This window comes from Staphylococcus pseudintermedius, from assembly GCF_034042775.1.
GTDB lineage: Bacteria > Bacillota > Bacilli > Staphylococcales > Staphylococcaceae > Staphylococcus > Staphylococcus pseudintermedius.
Map to the genome: position 1 here is coordinate 731554 of NZ_CP120150.1, position 21274 is coordinate 752827.

Genomic DNA, 21274 nt, shown 5'->3' on the forward strand with positions numbered 1-21274 from the left:
TATAACATTCAACAACTTAATCTGGTGCCAATGGCAAAGAGGTCACACCTGTTCCCATGCCGAACACAGAAGTTAAGCTCTTTAGCGCCGATGGTAGTCGGACTTACGTTCCGCGAGAGTAGGACGGTGCCAGGTTAAGATTGATCCACAGTAGCTCAGTGGTAGAGCTATCGGCTGTTAACCGATCGGTCGTAGGTTCGAGTCCTACCTGTGGAGCCATGGCCCCTTGGTCAAGCGGTTAAGACACCGCCCTTTCACGGCGGTAACACGGGTTCGAGTCCCGTAGGGGTCATTGATATATGGAGAATTAGCTCAGCTGGGAGAGCATCTGCCTTACAAGCAGAGGGTCGGCGGTTCGAACCCGTCATTCTCCACCATTTTTAATTGCATACATATCGGAGGGGTAGCGAAGTGGCTAAACGCGGCGGACTGTAAATCCGCTCCTTCGGGTTCGGCAGTTCGAATCTGCCCCCCTCCACCATCGATGGGCTATAGCCAAGCGGTAAGGCAACGGACTTTGACTCCGTCACTCGCTGGTTCGAATCCAGCTAGCCCAGCCATAAGAGCCATTAGCTCAGTTGGTAGAGCATCTGACTTTTAATCAGAGGGTCAGAGGTTCGAATCCTCTATGGCTCACTTTCAAACCTTATTCCAAATGGGATAGGGTTTTTATTTTGGGTTCTAGCCCTTTTCTCCTCCTGCTATTAGCAACGCCACATCCAGTACGTGCATCTCGAACACCGCTCAGCTCGGTGCTCTTTTTCTAACAAAATTTAAAATGAATAAAATCTACAGTTTCATTCATATCCAATCGTCGTACACATAGTTTATAGTTATAAAAATTCATTAAAGCACATATAGTTAAATCCTATACGACTTCTACATAATTACAGCACTTGAATTCAACGGTCTAAACAACTATTCTGAAATTGTATGCATATTCAATTGATTTAAAGGGGCAATTGAGATGCAGACATTGTTAAATGAATCATTAAAAAAAGGGGAGACAACAAATGAATAAAATTATAGAACTCATCGGTGCACCCACTACATTTGGGCAGAAAAAGCTAGGTGTTAATTTGGGGCCAGATGCTATTCGATATGCTGGGGTGTTACCTCGTTTAAAACGTATCGGTCATGAGGTCATTGACACAGGGAACGTTGACGTTCCTCCTGTGGATATTGAGAAATTCATGTCTCAACAAGAGGGTTTACAAAATTATGAAGAGATTCTCGCTTTCTCAAAATCATTAAAGGAAAAAGTGTCGGACAGTATTCGTCAACAACATTTCCCCGTTATTTTAGGGGGTGACCATTCGTTAGCTATTGGTTCGATCTCGGGTGTTGCAGAGCATTATGATCACTTAGGTGTCATTTGGTATGACGCACATGGTGATCTGAATGTACCAGAAGAATCGCCATCCGGTAATATGCACGGGATGCCATTACGTATTTTGGCGGGTGAAGGGGATGAAAAGCTCGTTCAACTTGGTGGCTTTGCACCTAAAGTGAAACCAGAAAATATTGTGCTAATCGGTATGCGTGATTTAGATTTTGGTGAACGTGAATATATTAAGAAACATCAAATTCGTACATATACGATGGCTGATATTGATGAGCGGGGTATTCGTTCAGTCATTGAAGAAAGTATTGCATATTTAAAAGATAAGACTGATGGTGTGCATTTATCATTAGATGTCGATGCTTTAGATCCTAATGAAACACCGGGTACAGGTACGAAAGTTTCAGGTGGCTTAACCTATCGTGAGAGTCATTATGCATTAGAATTACTCAATCAATCCGGCATGATTACATCAATGGATATTGTTGAAGTGAATCCACTTTTAGATGTAGAAAATCATACTGCAGAACAAGCCGTTGCTCTGTTAGGTTCATTTTTTGGCGAAACATTGTTATAAAGTATCATTTAAAATATGAATGTTAAATATTGAAACGAGGTAAGGCGCAAGTATGTCATCTTTATCTCGTTTTTGATTTGTTGTTCAGTTGAATTCATCCTATTTTACATAAAACGATTGAATATATCGAATGAAATATTTAAAAGTGATTTATTTTTACTCTGATATGACAAACGCTTATGAACATTGGTATAATAAGGAACATGGGAATAGATTACCGGAGGAGATACTATGCAAATTTCACACCTCTTTGAAAATTTAAGCACGCTTGAGGTCATCACAGGTATTCTAGATTTATTAATTGTATGGTATGTCATTTATTTACTGATTACAGTCTTTAAAGGGACGAAAGCAATTCAATTATTAAAAGGGATATTATTTATACTTGTAGGGAAAGCAATCAGTGAATACTTACAACTGACAACGACTTCGAGACTTTTTGATTTGGTATTACAATGGGGGTTCTTAGCCATTATTGTAATTTTCCAACCTGAAATTAGACGTGCGTTAGAACAACTTGGGAGAGGGAGCTTGTTCAAACGCTATGCCACGACGTCTACAGTAGAAGTGCCCAAATTAGTGGATTCAGTCTCTAAAGCCGTGCAGTATATGGCCAAGCGACGGATAGGTGCGTTAATTGTCTTTGAAAAAGAAACCGGTTTACAGGATTACATCGAAACGGGTATACCGATGCATTCTGACATTTCACAAGAATTATTGACGAACGTCTTTATTCCGAACACGCCATTACATGATGGCGCGATGATTATTCAAGGTGACAAAATTGCAACAGCGGCCAGTTATTTACCGTTGTCAGATAGTCCGAAAATCGCGAAAAGTCTCGGCACACGTCATCGTGCAGCAGTTGGAATTTCAGAAGTTTCTGATGCCTTTACCGTCGTTGTGTCTGAAGAGACGGGATCAGTTTCTGTCACATTTGATGGGAAATTGAGAAAAGATATATCACCTGAAGTGTTTGAAGAACTATTAACAGAGCATTGGTTTGGCTCACACTTTGGAAAGAAAGGTGTGAATTAGATGTTAGAATCAAAATGGGGCTTACGTTTTACTGCTTTCATTTTAGCATTGCTCTTATTTTTATCAGTCAATCACGTGCTCGGTGATTCGTTTAATACAGACAGTGTTTCCAATGATGGGAATAAAACGATTAAAAATGCACCGGTTGAAGTGATTAACAACGATAAAAGTCTTTATATCTCTGGCGCGCCTGATACGGTTGATGTCGAGTTGAATGGACCGCAATCTAAAGTGTTACGCGCACAAAAAACAGAAGATTTTAAAGTTGTGTTAGATGCGTCAAACATTCAACTAGGTGAATATTCGCTAGACTTCCAAGTGCGTGGCTTAGATAAAGATATTAACTATCGTGTTTATCCGAAAGATGTCACAGTCTCAGTTGAGAAAAAGGAAACGAGAACATATCATATTGAGCCGAATGTGAGTCCATATGTGATTGATCCCAATTTCAAGATTACAGATACATCGGTGTCACCAGATACGGTAAAAATCACAGGGGGCAAGGCACAATTAGACCGCATCGCATTTGTGAAAGCAAGTTTCCGTAATGAGAACAATATTTCAGAAAAGACCACGGGAGAAGCGAATATTTCAGTTTTTGATAAGAACATGAATAAACTGGATGTGCAAGTCGATCATCCGACAGTTGATTTAACTGCAGAAGTGGAACCTTATTCCAAAAAAGTTAAATTAGACGTGTCGACAAAAGGAACCCCTGCAGATGGTATCAATATATCGAGTATTGATCTGGAGTCAGATGCGATAGAAATATTTGGAAACCGTCATGATTTAGAGAAGATCAATGAAATTAGTGGTGAAATTGATGTGAAAGGTGTTTCATCTGATACAGAACGGGAAGTAAAGCTAGACTTACCGAAAAATGTGACGAAAACATCACCAGAAAAATTAAAAGCAAAAATAAATGTAGAATGATGAATGAAATAAAAGGAGATTTGATTTATGGGTAAATATTTTGGGACAGATGGTGTAAGAGGCGTTGCGAACAAAGAACTCACACCTGAGCTCGCTTTCAAGTTAGGTCGTTATGGGGGATATGTTTTAGCACATAACGAAGATAAAAAACATCCACGTGTCCTTGTAGGTAAAGATACACGTGTTTCAGGTGACATGTTAGAACATGCATTAATTGCAGGTTTAGTTTCTATTGGTGCTGAAGTCATGCGTTTAGGTGTCATTTCTACTCCAGGTGTGGCTTATTTAACAAGAGAAATGGGTGCAGAGTTAGGTGTGATGATTTCAGCTTCACATAACCCTGTTGCGGATAATGGTATTAAGTTCTTTGGTTCAGATGGCTTCAAATTGTCAGATGCGCAAGAGAATGAAATTGAGGCATTATTGGATCAAGAAAATCCTGATTTACCACGTCCAACAGGTAAAGATATTGTGCACACATCGGATTATTTCGAAGGCGCACAAAAATATTTAAGTTATTTAAAATCAACTATCGAAGTGAATTTAGAAGGCTTAAAAATTGCATTAGACGGTGCACACGGTTCAACAGCAGCACTAGCACCATTTTTATTCGGTGACCTTGAAGCAGATACAGTGACAATTGGCTGTAATCCAGATGGTTACAATATTAATGATGAGACAGGTTCGACACACCCACAAGCGTTAGCACAAAAAGTCGTCGATAATGAATGTGACTTTGGCTTAGCATTTGATGGTGATGGTGACCGATTAATCGCAGTCGATGAAAAAGGTCAAATTGTCGATGGTGATCAAATTATGTTTGTTATCGGACAAGAGATGGCGAAAAATCAAGAATTGAACGATAATATGATTGTGTCAACAGTGATGAGTAACTTAGGTTTCTACAAAGCATTAGAAGCAGAAGGTATTCAATCTGATAAAACAAAAGTCGGTGATCGCTATGTTGTGGAAGAAATGCGTCGTGGTCACTACAATTTAGGTGGCGAGCAATCAGGTCATATCGTTATGATGGATTACAATACAACAGGGGACGGTTTATTAACTGGTGTACATTTGGCAGCAGTTGTGAAACGTTCAGGTAAAAAGTTGAGTGAACTTGCAGGTCAAATGAAGAAATATCCGCAATCACTTGTGAATGTTCGTGTAACGGATAAATATGGCGTAGAAGACAATCAAGACGTCAAAGCTGTAATGGATGAAGTTGAAGCAGAAATGAATGGTGAAGGTCGAATTTTAGTTCGCCCATCAGGTACAGAACCACTCGTACGTGTCATGGTAGAAGCTAAAACTGACGAAGATGCACATGGCTTTGCAGAACGTATTGCAAAAGTAGTAGAAGAAAAAATGGGCTTAGACGCTTAAAAATAATGCCCCCTCTAACAAGTGTCATGTGTACCTTGTTAAGAGGGGGAGGTTTTTGTTTGAGAAATTGAGACCAAACAATTGATAAAAAAGCTGGGATGCGCAATTCCCGGCTTTTTTTAATGTTATGATAATTTTTGATATTTGTTCGCAATAGCATGTGCTAATTGGTCATCTAATTCAGCATGTTCTTGTAAAAACGTTTCAACACCGACTGCTTGAATCCGTTCTTCTTTTTGAACAGCTTCTGGATCTTGTGCATCTTTGTACACGAGGGCATAAGCTGCAAGTTGTGTTAACGCATCATGTGGTTCATTGGCTGCATATAGTGCTTTCAATGGTTTCATAATACGGTCTTGTGGACCTAGTTTTCTTAAAACACCGCGTCCGACACGTTGAATGTCATCTGACAAATATTTATTGTGGTATCTGTCGATGATTTTTTGACGATATGCGGCTTGTTCTTCTACAGAAAAGTCAAATGTGTTGGTAATATAACGACTTGTTTCTGTTAATGTAAGTTCTAATGCTTTTACAATTTTGACATCTTTAACCGCTTCTAAAATCGTTTGATGACCGAAATACTGACCTGCATAAGCAAGGTAAGCATGACCTGTATTCACTGTCAGCAATTTACGTTCGATATAAGGTGTGAGCGCATCTACATATTTCACACCGTCTAATTGTTGACCGTGCCAAGTGTCTTGTTCGATTACCCACTCGTAAAATGGTTCTACTGTTACATCTAAAATATTGACATTGCGTTGCATAGGGACGATACGGTCTACGGCAGCATTAGAGAAATGAATGTTGGCATCTAATGTATCTACTTCATCTAAAATTGCTGCTTTCAATGCATCTGTCGCATTAATCGCATTTTCACAAGCAACGATGTTCACAGGTGTTGTACGCGTTTTTAAAATCGGTGCTAATGATTTTGCGATGATTGGTAAAATGTTGACACCTACTGCAGTTGTAATCAAATCTGCTTCTAAAATCGCATTTTTAAGTGCTTCTGGTTCTTCAGCAGAATGAATGGCATTGACGTTTTGAATTGTCGTCTTCGTTTGTGTCTCATCAGCGAGTGTCACTTCATAAGCTTGTTCTGCTTTAAGGGTATTGACGATATCTGTATTAACATCCGCAAATGTCACGTCAAACTGGTTGTCTGCAAGGATAAAGCCAATAAAACCACGACCGATATTACCCGCTCCAAAATGAAGTGCTTTCATTATGCATCCGCCTCCTCGAACACTTGACGAATTGCTTGTGGAGATGCAGCATTAACAATTTTGTGTATATTCTCTTCTTCACTGAATGTCATTGCAATTTGTGATAATAAGTCTAAATGTTCGCCATCTTTACCAGCAATACCAATGACCACTTTCACTTCTTCACCGTTCCAGAGTAAGCCTTCAGGAATTTGTAATAATGATAAACCTGATGCGATCACTTCATTTTTCGCTTCATCTGTGCCGTGTGGAATAGCTAAAGCGTTACCCATAAATGTTGATACAATTTGTTCACGGTCTTTCATCGCTTGTACATAACCTGCTTTAACGACACCACTGTCTACAAGTAGTTGTCCTGCTTTTTCAATTGCTTCTTCTTGTGTTGAAATAGATTGGTTTAATAAAATATTTTCATCTCTTAATAAGTTTTCCATAATCAAATCGCTCCTTGTTATTGTTGACTCAATGTGATAATACTTTGCTTAATCCATTGTTCAATGTGTTCTGCGTCGGTCAGTGCGTCATTATGCTCATCTAAAGCAAGCGACAGCTGACTATAGATTTCACTGACGAGAGGTTGAAGGTGTGTATCTTCCGGTAAAAAGACACAGAATAACGTGTCGACAGTGAGTCCTTCATCAAAGTCGTAGGGTGTCGCTAAGTGCCATACGCCGATGTAAGGTATTTCGACGTGTGCACTTATAAAATGTGGAATCGCGACTCGAAATGGGGATAATACAAAAGATTGCTTATCATGACGTTCTTTCAAAAGTTGTTGTACAGCTATTAAATCGTGCGTAATCTTTTTGTGATAAAGATGTTGCGCGATATCATATGACCAATCCGTCAGATCTGTATGGAATACTTCAAATGCATCTAACAGTTGTAAACTTTCGCGCATCGCATCAATTTTTCTGTTCACTTTTGTCGCATCAATCGTAGCCGTTACAGTAGGTGATGTGTCCGGATTATTTAAACCCAGATGGTCTACTGCCATTTGCGGTAGTTGTTGGTGCAAAAATGCAGAAGTTTTCGCAATTTCATGTTCGGGTAGTAGGGGGCTCACCGTTAAATACGGTTGCTCTAAATCTAGCTCTACAGTAGAAATAATCGCGTCATACTGTGTGAGGTCATGCGATTTCAAATCACTCACAGACATTTGTGTCGTACGGTCAATCATGGGAAATGTTTCTTCTAAGCGATTGGCCAAAATACGACTTGTGCCGACACCACTACTACATACGACAAGTACAGATGATGCATGTTTGCGTTTTTGTATAGCGCCACCAAAATGTAAGACTAAAAAAGCAATTTCATGGTCTGGAAAATGAAGGTGTGGCCATAAATCATTGACGGCATGTTGTACCGCTTGAAATAGTGACGGATAAGCGCTTTGAATGCGTATCGTCATCGGATTGTAAGTTTCGATTTTGGCGTGTATCCGATTTAAAGCAGGCGTGAGATGTAACAACAAACCTTCTTGCAGTTCATTGATATTGTTAAACTTCAGACGAGTCTCTGTTGCGACCATGTCAATTAACGCAGCAACTTGTGGTACATTTTGTGATAATTGTTGATCCTCTTTATCATTTTTTCGCTTTGACCCTCGTAAATGAATCGTAATAAAGGCAACTTCAGCTGGGTTGAACTTAATGCCATAATGCTGTCCGAGGCGAGCTGAAATTTTACAAGCAATGTGATATTCATCAGTCGTTTGAACTTCTGCCATAGTGTCGACGTTAATAGAGACATATTGTTCGTGACGCATACGCTCAATACTTAATACGATGTGAACAATGAGTGCCAAATAACTTGATTCTGTCAATGCATACGGCAAGTGATCCAAATCATCCATAAGCAATCGTTCAACTTGAAAAATTTCTTTCATATCGACCATAGGCAGTCGGTTATGATTTAACGATTGAAAGACAAAATGGTTTTCAATGACGGAATACACACTTGTACTATCTAAGCGTTCCATCATCAATTGGCTTAACAGTTCACGTTTATGCATTTCGCTACCGAGGATTGAAATTCCGACACCGCGTTTTCGAATGAGCTTAATTTTGAACTGATTCAAATCTTGTTCGAGTTCATCCAACACTTTGCTCAGTTGTTGCAGTGATGCACCAATTTCCGAAGCGAGTCCGACTTGTTTTACGGGTTCATTAGACTGAATTAAAGCATATAAAATAATAACTTTTTGTTCTTCTGTACTTAAATCAATGACAGTGTCTTGACCGAGTTCTTGTTGTAATCGGCTAATATCATCATGAGCACCTACCAAGAGGAGTCCTTGATTTTTAGGACGTTGAATGGTGATTTCAAAAGGTGCGAGGGTCGCATCGAGATCGTTCAGTTCTCGATGCACCGTTCGCGAAGACACCCCTAATTGTTGAGCGATATCATATCTAGAAATAGGTAACCCTTGATTTTTCAGGAGTATTTCTAATATGTCACGCTCCCGACGTTTGATATACATGAAGTAATCACATCCCCATTACGCGATTTCTTATTTTTTATTCTCTTTTTCTTTAATGTTTTTAATTAACTCTTCATAGCGTGGTGAGTTTAAGAAATTATCTACAGAAAGATGAATCGCATTAGGTACTTGTTTAATCGCACGGTCTGTTAATGTTTTTTGAGTAATGACAAGTTGCGACTCACCAGGAAGTTGGTTGATTGCTGTATTTGTCACCTCTACATTGTCGATACCAGCTTTTTGGAATTTTTTACGTAACATACTTGCACCCATTGCACTCGAACCCATACCAGCATCACAAGCGAAAATAATGTGGTCGATATGGCTATAATCATGTGCTTCAACATTTTCAGTGTCATATTTGTCTAACAATACTTCTGGATCTTCTTCTACAAGTAATGCGTTGTCAGTTGTTGCAGATGACGATTCACCAGTTGTAGTTGTAGCTGCTTCATCTTCTTGAATGAATGTGTCGCGAACACGAGATTTTTTACCTTTTGTCGCTTCCATTTTCGCTGTTGCATCAGCAAGACTTGTTTTAGCATCTCTAGAAAATTTCAAAATGGCAGATGCGACGATGAATGTCACTAATGTTGATAAGAAAATGCTGAGTAACATTACCCAGTAACTGCCTTTAGGTGTCACCGCAAAGTAAGCAAGGATTGAACCTGGTGACGCTGGACCTGTTAAGCCAAAGTTAAATAAGCTAAAAGTTGCAACACCTGTCATACCACCCGCCATTGCTGCAAAGATTAACAACGGACGTGCAAGAACGTAAGGGAAGTAAATTTCATGAATACCACCGATAAAGTGGATGAATGCTGCCCCGTATGATGTTGCTTTTTCAGTGCCTTTACCAAAAATCATATAAGCAAGTAAAATACCTAAACCAGGTCCAGGGTTAGACTCTAATGTGTAAAGAATCGAACGACCTGCTTGGCTCACTTGTTCTGATGCGAGCGGTGTAAGCACACCATGATTAATCGCATTGTTTAAAAAGACAACTTTTGCAGGTTCAATAATGATACTTACAAGTGGAAGTAAGTGGTGTGAAACTAGGAAATCTACACCTGCACCGAGAATTTTCATTAAACCTTCAACAATAGGTCCTAAAATTTTAAAACCGAGAATAGTCATGAAGAATGCAAGGAAACCTGCTGAAAAGTTATTGAATAGCATTTCTAAGCCGTTTGGTGTGCGTGGTTGTATAAACTGATCCACTTTTTTCATCAGCCAACCGACTAATGGACCCATAATCATCGCACCGATTAACATAGGTGTATCTGGGAATGCAGCGATGATACCCATTGTTGCAGTCGCACCAACAATCCCACCACGTAAATCATGGACAAGACGACCCCCACTAAATGAGATGAGTAATGGAATTAAAAACTTGATCATCGGGTCGACCATTTTGGCAAGTTCCTCATTTGGAAGCCAGCCATCAGGAATGAATAATGCAGTAATCAAACCCCAAGCAATGAACGCACCGATATTCGGCATGATCATACTACTTAAAAATGAGCCGAATGCTTGAATGCGACGTTGAATCTGTTCTTTCATCGGCTTTTGTTCTGCTTTTTCTTGATTTGCCATCTATTTGACACCCCTTATTAAAAAATTGGTTTGTGTGTACATCTTAAAGTGTTATTTAGTCGTTTACAATAAATAGAAAATGCCAACTTGTCACGTTGAAAATGACAAAATACATTTAGTGATATAAATTATAGAAGGAACGCGATGGCGATGAAGAAATGGTTTAGAAAACAATAACCAAAAATTTTGCGACAATAGTAAAAAGAAATGAAGCGGCTTCGTGCTGTGTTTAAGATGAGACGTGAAATGGCGTGTAAAATGACAAATGATGTCTCGATGTTACTTTTTAGAAAGGACTATTGAGAGAGAAAAATGACAAATGGTGTTAATGAGGACAAACTAATGCATAACTTAAAGTGAAAGCGATTTTAAAAGATAGATGAGGGAATTGCATTGACCATTGTGCGCAAATAATGATTAATGATTTTAATGTAACAGCATTGAATATCAAAAATATATAATTAAGTAAAAAAGCACAGTATATCAGACTCAAACATTTAACAATAATTTTCGGAAATATTGTACTTTTATTTGCAAAGAAAGTTTCACTCATTGTACAATAGGTTATATTCTGATGGAGGAGGGTAGAGGTAGTCGGTATTACAAAGCGCCAGCGCAAGTACACACTATAGATTGTTGACCTACATACTAAAGCAGAGTGTGTAGCAGATGTATAGGTTGTAGTTGTGGACGAGGAGGATAGTGATCGAATATGATCGGCGGATGCTATCCCGGATGTGGCTCATTCGTTAGCTTATTAATCAAATCAACAGGGTAACTTGTTGGACAAAGTTAGTAAGATCGCCAATAGCAAAATAATAATTAGAGAACGATGCTAATGCAATTTTCATTATTGAGGCATGAAAACAGCATGTACCAATATGTGAAAACATGTACAATGGCACCGTTATTTCAATGTGGAGGAATTTATTTATGTGCGGAATTGTTGGTTATATTGGATATCAAAATTCAAAAGAGATTTTATTAAAAGGTTTAGAAAAGTTAGAGTATCGTGGTTATGACTCAGCGGGGATTGCAACACGCAATGACAATGAAGTGACTGTTACAAAAGCGAAAGGGCGTATTGCTGAATTACGCCGTGAAGCAGACAACGAGATTGACGGTCAAACAGGTATCGGTCATACACGTTGGGCGACCCATGGTATTCCTAACTATGAAAATTCACATCCACATCAGTCAACAAGTGAACGTTTTACACTAGTACACAATGGTGTGATTGAAAACTATGAAGAATTAAAAGAAGAATATATTCCTAATGTGACACTTGTATCAGATACAGATACTGAAGTTATTGTACAATTAGTTGAGCATTTTTCAGAAACTGGTTTATCAACTGAAGAAGCATTTACAAAAGTGGTGAGTTTATTACACGGTTCATATGCATTAGGTTTATTAGACCGCGAAGATAGCGAAACAATCTATGTCGCTAAAAACAAATCACCATTATTAGTCGGTATCGGTGAAAAATTCAACGTTATCGCTTCAGATGCATTAGCGATGATTCAAGTGACAAGCGAGTATAAAGAATTGAAAGACCAAGAAATCGTACTTGTTAAACGTGATGATGTCATCATTAAAAACTTAGATGGTGAAGTTGTTGAACGTGAAAGCTATATTGCTGAAATCGACGCTTCGGATGCTGAAAAAGGCATTTACGAACACTATATGTTAAAAGAAATTCACGAACAACCTGCCGTAATGCGCCGTATTATTCAAGAATATCAAGACGACCAAGGTGAGTTGAAAATCGACCCTGAAATTGTGAAAGATGTAAAAGAAGCTGACCGCATTTACATCATTGCAGCAGGTACAAGTTATCACGCAGGTTTAGTTGGTAAAGAATACATTGAAAAATGGGCAGGTATTCCGACAGAGGTACATGTGTCATCAGAATTTGTATACAACATGCCATTATTATCTGAAAAACCATTGTTTATCTACATTTCTCAATCAGGTGAAACTGCGGACAGCCGTGCCGTATTAGTAGAAACAACAAAACTCGGTCACAAGTCACTTACAATTACAAATGTTGCAGGTTCAACATTGTCACGTGAAGCGGATCACACATTATTGTTACATGCAGGTCCTGAGATTGCGGTAGCGTCAACTAAAGCGTATACAGCACAAATTGCGGTATTATCTATCCTTTCTCAAGTCGTAGCAACAGAACGTGGTCGTAAAGCAGACATCGACTTATTACGTGAATTAGCCAAAGTCACAACTGCAATCGAAACTATTGTAGACGATGCACCGAAAATGGAACAAATTGCGACAGACTTTTTAGAAACAACACGCAATGCATTCTTTATTGGACGTACAATTGACTACAACGTCAGCTTAGAAGGTGCATTGAAATTGAAAGAGATTTCATACATTCAAGCTGAAGGTTTTGCGGGCGGAGAATTAAAGCACGGTACGATTGCATTAATTGAAGAAGGGACACCAATCGTAGCATTAGCCACACAAGAAGGCGTGAACCTTTCAATTCGTGGTAACGTGAAAGAGGTTGTTGCGCGTGGTGCACATCCATGTATCATCGCAATGGAAGGCCTTGAAAAACCAGGCGACACGTATGTGATTCCTCACGTTCACGAGTTATTAACACCACTCGTATCAGTTGTGACATTACAATTGATTTCATACTATGCCGCATTACACCGTGGCCTAGACGTAGATAAGCCACGTAACTTAGCAAAATCAGTAACAGTGGAATAGTGATTGCGTGCAATTAATTTGTAAGCGATATTGATAGATTTTTAAGGGGCTAGGAACAAACTCAATTCCTGGCCTCTTTTTTTCATATAGAAAGCTATCGCATTTTTTAGAGATGTCATAATTTGAATAACTTCAATTAATGAATGCATATGAGGGTATATGATAAGTAATAATATGAATCAAACTGATGATAGAGGTGCTTTGGATGACGCAATACATTAACAACTATTATTTTTCACTCGTTTACACAACGTTGCTCGTATTTTTTTCATTGCCACTCACTCACATTTATACGCAAAATGTGTTGCTGTACGGACTCATGACTTTCGTGATTTTACTCAGTACTGTGGTCGTTGAAATGACGTTAAACCGAACACACGATTTAAAAACGAAAGCGAAACGGATGTTATGGACGATTGTACCAATTAACGTGATTGTTTTTTCAATATTTATCTTCTTTATTTTTAAGTAAGGCTGGGAAGTGTTTCCTGGCCTTTTTCAGCGACTTTTCCCCACGCTATTGGTACAAACCTGAAATTTTGCTATGATAAAACTAATATGCAACATGGGGGTGGGCACATGTTATTTTCTATACAACAAGGTGTGAAACGTAAAAGTGGGCGAACGTTATTATCCGACATTAACTGGCAAGTGAACGAGGGAGAATGTTGGTTAGTATATGGCTTGAACGGTGCAGGTAAGACGACATTACTGAATATGATTAATGCTTACGACTTTTTAACAGCGGGTGAGATTCAATTATTTGGCATGGTTCCAGGTCAGCGTGGCTATTCGGCACATCATGTTCGTGAGCATATCGGTTATGTGTCTGGTTTATTACGAGATCGCTTTTCAGCAGGTGAAATTGTACGAGATGTCGTGTTGAGTGGTATTTTTAAATCAGTCGGACTCTATGAACAACCGACTGAGACACAGGTCGCATTGGCGCGAGAGATGTTGGCATTACTCAATATGCAAGCATTTGAAACACAATATTTCGGGTTATTATCTACAGGAGAGCAGCAACGTGTTTTATTCGCGCGTGCTTTGATGAATGAACCTTCATTATTAATTTTAGATGAGCCAGCAAATGGTTTAGATTTTGTTGGACGAGAACAATTGATGGCAACTTTATCACAGATTCGTCAACATTTTCCACAAACGGCAGTCATTTATGTATCACACTTTATTGAAGAAGTGACCGAAGATTTTACACACGCACTTTTACTTAAGCAAGGGACAATACAAAATCAAGGGCGCATAGAGGCGGTATTAACAAATCATACATTGTCTCAACTTTTTGATATACCTGTCGCATTGTATCAACATCACGGTCGATATCAAATTGTGAAAGTCTAGCGAGTTGATTGTTGCACCATATCTTTTTTGGTGACACAATGAACATATAATTTATGAATGAAAGGAAAGTAACTATGCAAAACGTGAAAGCGATCTTTTTAGATATGGATGGCACGATTCTCCGTAGTAACAACAGAGCTTCTGAAGAAACAGCACAGATTTTGAATCAATTGCGCGAAGAGGGATATAAAGTGTTCTTGGCGACAGGACGTGCGTATGAAGAAATTCACTTACTCATTCCAGATGATTTATCGTTTGATGGCATTATTTCTTCCAATGGAACACTCGGACATATTGGAGAATCAGTGTTGTTTGAACATGACTTGAATGTTGAAGCCGTGAACAGCATTGTCACAGCTGCGCAACAAGATGGAATATATTATGAAGTATTTCCATTTCATGACCCGCGATTTGCTTTAGAACAAGACAAAGCGTGGATGCTGAAAATGATAGACGGTGACAAACCAGAAGCTGTACATCAAAGTGAGTGGCTTTCTCGACATGAAGCGATTGAAGGCAAGTTAACATGGCGCGCTGATATTCCAGCTGATGTAGGGTATTCAAAAATTTATTTATTTCATCCTGATTTAGCCCATATTCAACAATTTCGCGAAAAGATGATGGCGCAAACAGAAGAATGGAATATTGAAGTGTCGAATTCAACACCGAACAATGTTGAAACGATGGCATATCACATCAATAAAGGTACAGGTATTGAAGAAATGTGCGCGCATTACAATATCGCAATATCGGATACGTTAGTCATTGGAGATAGCGATAACGATCGGACGATGTTTGAAAAAGGTGCTGTAACTGTAGCGATGACTAACGCTGCACCACACATTAAAGCAATGACAGATTATGAAACAGATGTCGATAACAATGCAGACGGGGCAGCACAATTTCTCAAAAAGCATTTATTAAAATAACGATGTCAAAAAACAATTCAAATATGAAAAACCATCAAACAACAAGACAACAATGTTTGATGGTTTTTTTACATAAAAAGAGCCTGAGATACAAAAACATCTCAGCCCCTTTCAAAAATTTAATGTATGTTAACGATAACAAATGATAAAAGATTTTGTTTATCGGTATACAATTTTTAATGCATTGATTATATAAATGATACTGTTGGCTTCAAACACTACACGATTTTGTAGTGTTGTTATGATTCGATTGCCAAAATGGATGAGACTCCCGAGGGATCAGACGCAGCCGAAAATCCAATTTGGCTTCTATCAAGTGAACACTTCAATCAAGCCAAATTTAGTTGAGGCAAGTCCCCTGGGAACGCGAATCCATATTAGCAATCCTCAAAAAATTAAATTTTAAACATGCGTTTCTTTACGTCCGCGTCGCACAAAATATTGAACAGCCGTGCCAATAATCAATAAATAAACAACATAACGAAGCAATAAGAAGACAACGTTTAAAACCATCATTAAATAATACGCCAAGTTTTGCGACATATGTGCCAAACTTTGTTGAATTAAGAAATTAATCGGCTCATTTAAAATAATAAAGATTAAGTTCAATAATAAAATACCGATAAAAAAGCGTAAAAATGTTCGATTGCCATTTTTAAAGCCAGACCCTGCTTCTTTAAAATGTGATTTGATCGTTCTTGAAGCATCTTCATTCACTGATACAGCAATGTTTATAATGTAAAGCGCTGCAAACCAAACGACGATGCTTAATACGAATGAAATCAGTACAATCAGGATGCTGACGATGAATTGTAAAACGCCTTGTCCCAGTCCTGTGCCGCTCACCCAGTTGAAAATCTGTTGAATGAGAAATGTCATTCCTGCATTCACCAAGGCATAAATAATGGCCGTAACGACGATAAAGAGCAATGTTAAAATACCAAGAATAACCGTTTTGCCCCAAACGCCTTTTTTGAATGCACGGAATAAATCTTTCCAGCGTGCTTTTGTCGTATTTAAAATGCTATGATGAATGGCACTAATGACACCGACAAAAAATGGGAAAATCAGCATTGCGAATAAAAAAATCGTTAATAGTATTGCGCCAACCATCATTAAAATTAAGGTTGTTAAATTTTGTTGCCCTGTCAACATCGACATTTGCCATACTTGTAGTAAAAGATTGTATGGCGACATGGCTAATATTGTCAGTAATAATAATATTGCAAAACCAATGAAAGCAATTCCGAATAACCTAGCTTTTTGATTTTGCGTATTGTGCCAAAATAGTTTCGTAAATGTAAACAACTGTGAGCACTCCTTTCGCATATACACAACATTATCAAAAATCGGTATCGTTTGAAAACAAAAAAGGGCAAAAATGGATTCAATTTTGGTTTAAAATGTAAAATGATTGTCAAGCATGCACACAATATTCAAGTGAAAGCGCTACTTTTTTGATAAAATAATGTCGAAGGGTTGTGGAGCCGTAAATGAAGATTTCAAATCAAAAAATATATGAGCAAATTGCAGACATTTTGATCCAACAAATTGAAGAGGGCGTGTTAAAAGAGGGCGACCGTTTACCTTCAATTCAAAAGTTGGCAGCAGAGTATGGGGTGAGTAATGCGTCGATACGTGAAGCGCTGAATGCTTTACGAATCATCGGATTGATTGATATTAAACATGGATATGGCACTTTCGTTAAGCAAAAACAGCCGTTACTTTTTGACTTTACCTCGCAAGCACTTACACAAAAAAGGGTGCGTGAAATCTTAGAATTGCGTGAAGTGGTAGAAGTTGCGACGGCGAAATTGGCCGCTTCAAGACGAACAGAAGAAGAAATTCTAGTGATGGAAGAAGCTTTAGATGAGATGAATGGGGCTATTGAACGCCATCAATCTGGAGAAGAAGCAGATTTGAAATTTCATCTAGCTATCGCGAAAGCGTCGGATAATCATTTGTTGTATGAGTTGTTGAATAATATCGCGGACTTGATTCAACAGACGATGAAAGGGACGCGACACATTTATATTTACAGTCGACAAAAGACGATGGAAAAATTAATGGAAGAGCATAGTGTCATTTTAGAAGCGATTAAAAATAAAGACAGTGTGGCATCTGCAAACTTGATGACGGCACACTTAGCTGAAATTCGTCAAACGCTCGTTGAAAACTATATCGTCAATGAGCATTAATGATGAGAAAATTTGCGTGTAAAAACAACGTAGCGATATAATAGAAAATAATATATCCGATATGAATGGTAAAGTGCTTTGAATTTTAGAAAGCTGTACACTTTCTAAAATCTGAAGCGCTTTTATTTTAGATGTGTTACAATGACAATAGATTAATGTGCTATTTTGTTGAGTCATCGCATCGATGGCCTGGTGCGCAACAGAACCCTTTTAAGTTTTACAGGAGTCGCTGATAGCGCAATTGAAATCGTGTTAACATTTGAGTTGATTTCAATTTAAGTTATCCAAATCGGGATGGCACGATGAAATCTATGCATATATATGATTTCTATGTCACGCCCACAAATCATATCTGACATACATAATGAATATGAGCAAACTATGAAAGAATGAGAGGTGATCCCCAATGCCATTAATACTCGAACCAGTGTTTCAAGAAAGAATTTGGGGTGGAACAAATCTCGCACAATTTGGTTATGATTTACCGAGTGACCATACTGGGGAAGTATGGGGAATTTCAGCTCATCCACATGGTGCGAACCGCATTTTGAATGGCCCTTTTAAAGGACAGACATTAGATGAGGTGTGGGAAAATCAACCGAAATTGTTCGGTGAATTTCCGACTAAGAAATTTCCATTATTAACAAAAATATTAGATGCGACAGAGAAGCTATCTGTCCAAGTGCATCCAGATGATACGTATGCATACGAACATGAAAATGGTGAATATGGCAAAACGGAATGTTGGTATATTCTTGATGCCAAACAAGGTGCTGAAATTATTTATGGCACACACGCAGACTCGCACGAAGCGTTAAATGAGATGTTAGAGCGCCGTGAATTTGAGCGTTTGTTTAAGCGTGTTCCTGTACATAAAGGTGATTTTTTCTTTGTACCTGCTGGAACGGTGCACGGTATTGGTGATGGCATTATGATTTTAGAGACACAACAGTCATCGGATACGACTTATCGTATTTATGATTATGATCGCGTGGATAAAGAGGGAAAGAAGCGCGAACTCCATCTTGAAAAATGTAAGGACGTCATTCAAATTGGTGATGAAAGCCCGAATGTCATTCCACAAACGGAAGTCATCGAAAATCACAAATGCACGATTTTTGTACAAAATCACTTTTTTACAGTCGCGAAATGGGAAATTAGTGGAACATTGAATTATATGAAGCCTCGAGAGTTTGTGTTAGTTTCTGTGCTTGAAGGGCAAGGGCAACTCATTTCTGATGGCGAAATTTATGATATTCAAAAAGGGAATCATTTAATTTTAACAGCAGAAGATTTAGATAACGTTTTTGAAGGCGATTTTACGCTGATGGTGAGTTACGTCTAAAGAATAGGAGATTGTTATGAAAATTGGACTGTATATCGCATTAATTTGTGGCGTCGTGGCAGGTGCAACGATTTTCTTTCAAGCGCCGCTATTTCCGTCTCTGATTTTTCCGATTATCATTGGAATGGTAGGAATCATTGCGACGTTATGGACTTTACCTCAAAGTGACATTAGCCCAATGTTAAAGCTCGGCGGTATCATGATTAATTTATTTCCAGTAGTTGCTGGCATTTTTCAACTCATGAACGGATAAAAAAAGCATTGTTGTTTGATGACAATACTTTTATAATAAATGAGATAAAATAATTAAAAAGGAGATACATTGTTACCATGACAGCAGAAACGAATTATTTTTGGCTGAATTGTGGTTATAATCGATGGAATCACAATGAACCACTCGTTGGACAAAAAACAGTATTTGAATCAGGAGCACAGTTTAATCCAACACAAGGGTTTCGTGCTTTTAAACAAGCCAAAGTCGGTGATAGAGTCATCTTCTACCAAGTGCAAACAGATGCCGGTTTACTCGGTTGGGGTGAGATTACCAATGTTCAAACAGGGGCGCAAAATAAAATACATGTTGAGTTCAAATTTGTTGAAACATTTAAAGCATTAACGACAGATTATCTGAAAAGAAGTGAGCCGCTAGAATTTCGTATGAATAATATGAAAGAAACATTGTTCAATAAGATTTCTTATGATGAATTCGAATTGATTAAAGGGCTAGGTAGCGGTGATATATCTATTCCACGATACTTTTTTATGGCGGAAACTGAAAACTTTGAGTCAGATGAAACGTATACAATCTATACACATACGATTAATGGGATTAAAAGAAATGGCTATCATCATTACACACAATTAGAAGTCGGTGATCAGGTTGTCATCTATAACCGTTATTCTAACCAATCTGTCATTGGTCGTGCAGAAGTCGCTCATCATATTCATACGAGACCACCAGAAGCGGGAAGAACAAACAGCACAGCGATTGAAATTCGTTACATAGAAGATATTCCGCCTGTCAGTTTGATGACATTAAATAAGCATCCTAAACTTAAAAATCTGTACTTCTTACAAGAAAATGCGAAACAAGCCATTGCAAGTCTGACACCAACACAATTCGATGCGATTATGGAAATGAGCGAAAATGACGGTTTAAAAGGGCAATTCGAAGCCGTGACACATACAGAAGAAGGTCAACAAGTCGATGATATTAAACCGTTCATTTTATTATTAGCGCACGATAAAGCAGAAGGGTTAGCATCAGCTAAAACGCTTGTTGAAAAAGCCAATGCTACGCCAGTCATTACAGTGGGACATCCTGACTTTTCTGAAGAGATGTTGTACGGCAGATACTTACCTAATGAAGCGGGTGCACTGTATTATAGAGAAGGTTTTATTACAGAGCTCATGCCTAAAACAGATCGCCAATTTTTAGTCATTGATCAATTCGAACGTATCGATGCAGATATTTTTCAAACGTACATTAACGTCATAGAAGGGCATGAAGTGACGTTACCACGTTATAATAAAAATGGTTCAATGGTGAAATGGAGTAGGGAGAAAGACTCATTTTATCGGTTTAATCCGAACTGGCATATTGTAGGTGTGACTTATTTGACAGCGCAAGAAGTGAAGGAGAAATATCCGTCTCAGTTTTTAAAATATGCACGTATTGTACAAGTGAAGCATTAATGAAAAAAGACATTCGGTTAAGAAGCTGAATGTCTTTTTTCATTTTTACATTGTCAGAGTCATACAAAGGTGACTTTCATCGTACTGCCTATTCTAAAACGTTGTAATAATAGGTAATGCTTCCCAGCATTAAAAAATACCTTCACTACTCTAAAAAATAGCGAGGGTATAGGTGTATAAAGTGCCTACGCGTCTTCATTAACCCTACTATAGTATTGTAATGTTAATGTGTCGCAAAACTATCCCAAAATATTATTATATGCCTTTTTGGATTTAGCGTTTTATGCGAATCACGTGATAAACTATCCAAAAGATGAGCACCCAAATAAATCCAAAACTTTTATAACTACCTGGTAAGTAAAATACAGTAAGTAAAATCAAAGGTACAAAAATAAATAAGAGTCCAAAATATATCTTCCAATCTATTTT

General features: G+C 38.2%; 17 protein-coding genes, 6 tRNA genes and 1 rRNA gene. 19 read left to right on the forward strand and 5 right to left on the reverse strand.

Translation table 11 applies throughout. The annotated features are described in order from the left end of the window. The first annotated feature begins 20 nt into the window (after window positions 1-20). From rrf to glmM, 11 genes are all read left to right on the forward strand, one after another. Window positions 21-135: ribosomal RNA gene (gene rrf, locus P3U61_RS03250) — 5S ribosomal RNA — on the forward strand. 9 nt (window positions 136-144) lie between these two features. Next, a tRNA-Asn gene (locus tag P3U61_RS03255) sits at window positions 145-219 on the forward strand. 1 nt (window position 220) lies between these two features. Beyond that, window positions 221-292: transfer RNA gene (locus P3U61_RS03260), tRNA-Glu, on the forward strand. A 9-nt stretch (window positions 293-301) separates the two neighbouring features. Continuing rightward, window positions 302-377, forward strand: a tRNA-Val gene (locus tag P3U61_RS03265). Between the two features lie 20 nt (window positions 378-397). Further along, window positions 398-481, forward strand: a tRNA-Tyr gene (locus tag P3U61_RS03270). A gap of 4 nt (window positions 482-485) precedes the next feature. Beyond that, window positions 486-560: transfer RNA gene (locus P3U61_RS03275), tRNA-Gln, on the forward strand. Window positions 561-563: 3 nt separating this feature from the next. After that, a tRNA-Lys gene (locus tag P3U61_RS03280) sits at window positions 564-636 on the forward strand. 377 nt (window positions 637-1013) lie between these two features. After that, complete coding sequence (gene rocF / locus P3U61_RS03285; RefSeq protein ID WP_014613286.1) at window positions 1014-1919, forward strand: arginase; 906 nt, start codon at window positions 1014-1016, stop codon at window positions 1917-1919. 231 nt (window positions 1920-2150) lie between these two features. Then, window positions 2151-2957: a diadenylate cyclase CdaA gene (gene cdaA / locus P3U61_RS03290; protein ID WP_014613287.1), complete on the forward strand. Its 807-nt coding sequence runs from the start codon at window positions 2151-2153 to the stop codon at window positions 2955-2957. Beyond that, complete coding sequence (locus tag P3U61_RS03295; RefSeq protein ID WP_014613288.1) at window positions 2958-3890, forward strand: CdaR family protein; 933 nt, start codon at window positions 2958-2960, stop codon at window positions 3888-3890. Between the two features lie 27 nt (window positions 3891-3917). Continuing rightward, entirely contained in the window at window positions 3918-5273 is a 1356-nt protein-coding gene (gene glmM / locus P3U61_RS03300) for a phosphoglucosamine mutase (RefSeq protein WP_014613289.1), read from the forward strand. Between the two features lie 125 nt (window positions 5274-5398). Here the strand turns inward: glmM and P3U61_RS03305 are convergent, their stop codons facing one another. The 4 genes from P3U61_RS03305 to P3U61_RS03320 are packed head-to-tail and all read right to left on the reverse strand — an operon-like array spanning window position 5399 to window position 10583. After that, window positions 5399-6505 carry a mannitol-1-phosphate 5-dehydrogenase gene (locus P3U61_RS03305; protein ID WP_037542489.1) on the reverse strand — a complete coding sequence of 369 codons (1107 nt, stop codon included), beginning with the start codon at window positions 6503-6505 and terminating at the stop codon, window positions 5399-5401. Beyond that, entirely contained in the window at window positions 6505-6939 is a 435-nt protein-coding gene (locus P3U61_RS03310; protein WP_015729468.1) for a PTS mannitol transporter subunit IIA, read from the reverse strand. Before P3U61_RS03310 ends, P3U61_RS03305 begins: the two co-directional genes overlap by 1 nt. Before the next feature lie 17 nt (window positions 6940-6956). Beyond that, a complete protein-coding gene (locus P3U61_RS03315; protein ID WP_037542492.1) occupies window positions 6957-8987 on the reverse strand; it encodes a BglG family transcription antiterminator in 2031 nt (676 codons plus the stop codon). A gap of 30 nt (window positions 8988-9017) precedes the next feature. Further along, on the reverse strand, window positions 9018-10583 hold the full coding sequence (locus P3U61_RS03320) for a PTS mannitol transporter subunit IIBC (RefSeq protein ID WP_037542494.1): 1566 nt from the start codon (window positions 10581-10583) through the stop codon (window positions 9018-9020). A 933-nt stretch (window positions 10584-11516) separates the two neighbouring features. On the opposite strand from P3U61_RS03320, the gene glmS reads away from it, so the two are divergent. The 4 genes from glmS to P3U61_RS03340 all read left to right on the forward strand — a co-directional run bounded on the left by glmS (window position 11517) and on the right by P3U61_RS03340 (window position 15607). Then, complete coding sequence (glmS, locus tag P3U61_RS03325; protein WP_099992015.1) at window positions 11517-13319, forward strand: glutamine--fructose-6-phosphate transaminase (isomerizing); 1803 nt, start codon at window positions 11517-11519, stop codon at window positions 13317-13319. Window positions 13320-13524: 205 nt separating this feature from the next. Continuing rightward, window positions 13525-13791 (forward strand): hypothetical protein, encoded by a 267-nt coding sequence (locus tag P3U61_RS03330; protein ID WP_037542499.1) that lies wholly within the window; start codon window positions 13525-13527, stop codon window positions 13789-13791. A 107-nt stretch (window positions 13792-13898) separates the two neighbouring features. Further along, entirely contained in the window at window positions 13899-14678 is a 780-nt protein-coding gene (locus tag P3U61_RS03335; protein ID WP_099992017.1) for an ABC transporter ATP-binding protein, read from the forward strand. 74 nt (window positions 14679-14752) lie between these two features. Continuing rightward, entirely contained in the window at window positions 14753-15607 is an 855-nt protein-coding gene (locus tag P3U61_RS03340; RefSeq protein WP_014613299.1) for a Cof-type HAD-IIB family hydrolase, read from the forward strand. A 402-nt stretch (window positions 15608-16009) separates the two neighbouring features. Here P3U61_RS03340 and P3U61_RS03345 read toward each other — a convergent pair whose 3' ends face one another. Further along, on the reverse strand, window positions 16010-16915 hold the full coding sequence (locus P3U61_RS03345; protein WP_014613300.1) for a lytic transglycosylase: 906 nt from the start codon (window positions 16913-16915) through the stop codon (window positions 16010-16012). A 185-nt stretch (window positions 16916-17100) separates the two neighbouring features. Between P3U61_RS03345 and P3U61_RS03350 the strand changes: the two genes are divergently transcribed. The 4 genes from P3U61_RS03350 to P3U61_RS03365 all read left to right on the forward strand — a co-directional run bounded on the left by P3U61_RS03350 (window position 17101) and on the right by P3U61_RS03365 (window position 20845). Continuing rightward, complete coding sequence (locus P3U61_RS03350) at window positions 17101-17805, forward strand: FadR/GntR family transcriptional regulator (RefSeq protein ID WP_014613301.1); 705 nt, start codon at window positions 17101-17103, stop codon at window positions 17803-17805. Window positions 17806-18211: 406 nt separating this feature from the next. Beyond that, a complete protein-coding gene (gene manA, locus P3U61_RS03355) occupies window positions 18212-19150 on the forward strand; it encodes a mannose-6-phosphate isomerase, class I (protein ID WP_014613302.1) in 939 nt (312 codons plus the stop codon). A 16-nt stretch (window positions 19151-19166) separates the two neighbouring features. Continuing rightward, the gene (locus P3U61_RS03360) at window positions 19167-19403 is read left to right on the forward strand and encodes a hypothetical protein (RefSeq protein WP_014613303.1); all 237 of its coding nucleotides are present in this window, start codon (window positions 19167-19169) and stop codon (window positions 19401-19403) included. A gap of 77 nt (window positions 19404-19480) precedes the next feature. Further along, window positions 19481-20845, forward strand: a complete 1365-nt coding sequence (locus P3U61_RS03365; RefSeq protein WP_014613304.1) for an EVE domain-containing protein — start codon at window positions 19481-19483, stop codon at window positions 20843-20845. The last annotated feature ends 429 nt before the right edge of the window (window positions 20846-21274 follow it).

Excerpts from the sequence above, each read along its gene's own strand:
- glmS (WP_099992015.1), top strand. The coding sequence starts at position 11,517 with ATGTGCGGAATTGTTGGTTATATTGGATATCAAAATTCAAAAGAGATT.
- P3U61_RS03365 (WP_014613304.1), top strand. The coding sequence starts at position 19,481 with ATGACAGCAGAAACGAATTATTTTTGGCTGAATTGTGGTTATAATCGA.
- P3U61_RS03310 (WP_015729468.1), bottom strand. The coding sequence starts at position 6,939 with ATGGAAAACTTATTAAGAGATGAAAATATTTTATTAAACCAATCTATT.
- P3U61_RS03330 (WP_037542499.1), top strand. The coding sequence starts at position 13,525 with ATGACGCAATACATTAACAACTATTATTTTTCACTCGTTTACACAACG.
- P3U61_RS03320 (WP_037542494.1), bottom strand. The coding sequence starts at position 10,583 with ATGGCAAATCAAGAAAAAGCAGAACAAAAGCCGATGAAAGAACAGATT.
- cdaA (WP_014613287.1), top strand. The coding sequence starts at position 2,151 with ATGCAAATTTCACACCTCTTTGAAAATTTAAGCACGCTTGAGGTCATC.
- manA (WP_014613302.1), top strand. The coding sequence starts at position 18,212 with ATGCCATTAATACTCGAACCAGTGTTTCAAGAAAGAATTTGGGGTGGA.
- P3U61_RS03350 (WP_014613301.1), top strand. The coding sequence starts at position 17,101 with ATGAAGATTTCAAATCAAAAAATATATGAGCAAATTGCAGACATTTTG.
- rocF (WP_014613286.1), top strand. The coding sequence starts at position 1,014 with ATGAATAAAATTATAGAACTCATCGGTGCACCCACTACATTTGGGCAG.
- P3U61_RS03335 (WP_099992017.1), top strand. The coding sequence starts at position 13,899 with ATGTTATTTTCTATACAACAAGGTGTGAAACGTAAAAGTGGGCGAACG.
- P3U61_RS03360 (WP_014613303.1), top strand. The coding sequence starts at position 19,167 with ATGAAAATTGGACTGTATATCGCATTAATTTGTGGCGTCGTGGCAGGT.
- P3U61_RS03315 (WP_037542492.1), bottom strand. The coding sequence starts at position 8,987 with ATGTATATCAAACGTCGGGAGCGTGACATATTAGAAATACTCCTGAAA.
- P3U61_RS03340 (WP_014613299.1), top strand. The coding sequence starts at position 14,753 with ATGCAAAACGTGAAAGCGATCTTTTTAGATATGGATGGCACGATTCTC.
- P3U61_RS03295 (WP_014613288.1), top strand. The coding sequence starts at position 2,958 with ATGTTAGAATCAAAATGGGGCTTACGTTTTACTGCTTTCATTTTAGCA.
- P3U61_RS03305 (WP_037542489.1), bottom strand. The coding sequence starts at position 6,505 with ATGAAAGCACTTCATTTTGGAGCGGGTAATATCGGTCGTGGTTTTATT.
- glmM (WP_014613289.1), top strand. The coding sequence starts at position 3,918 with ATGGGTAAATATTTTGGGACAGATGGTGTAAGAGGCGTTGCGAACAAA.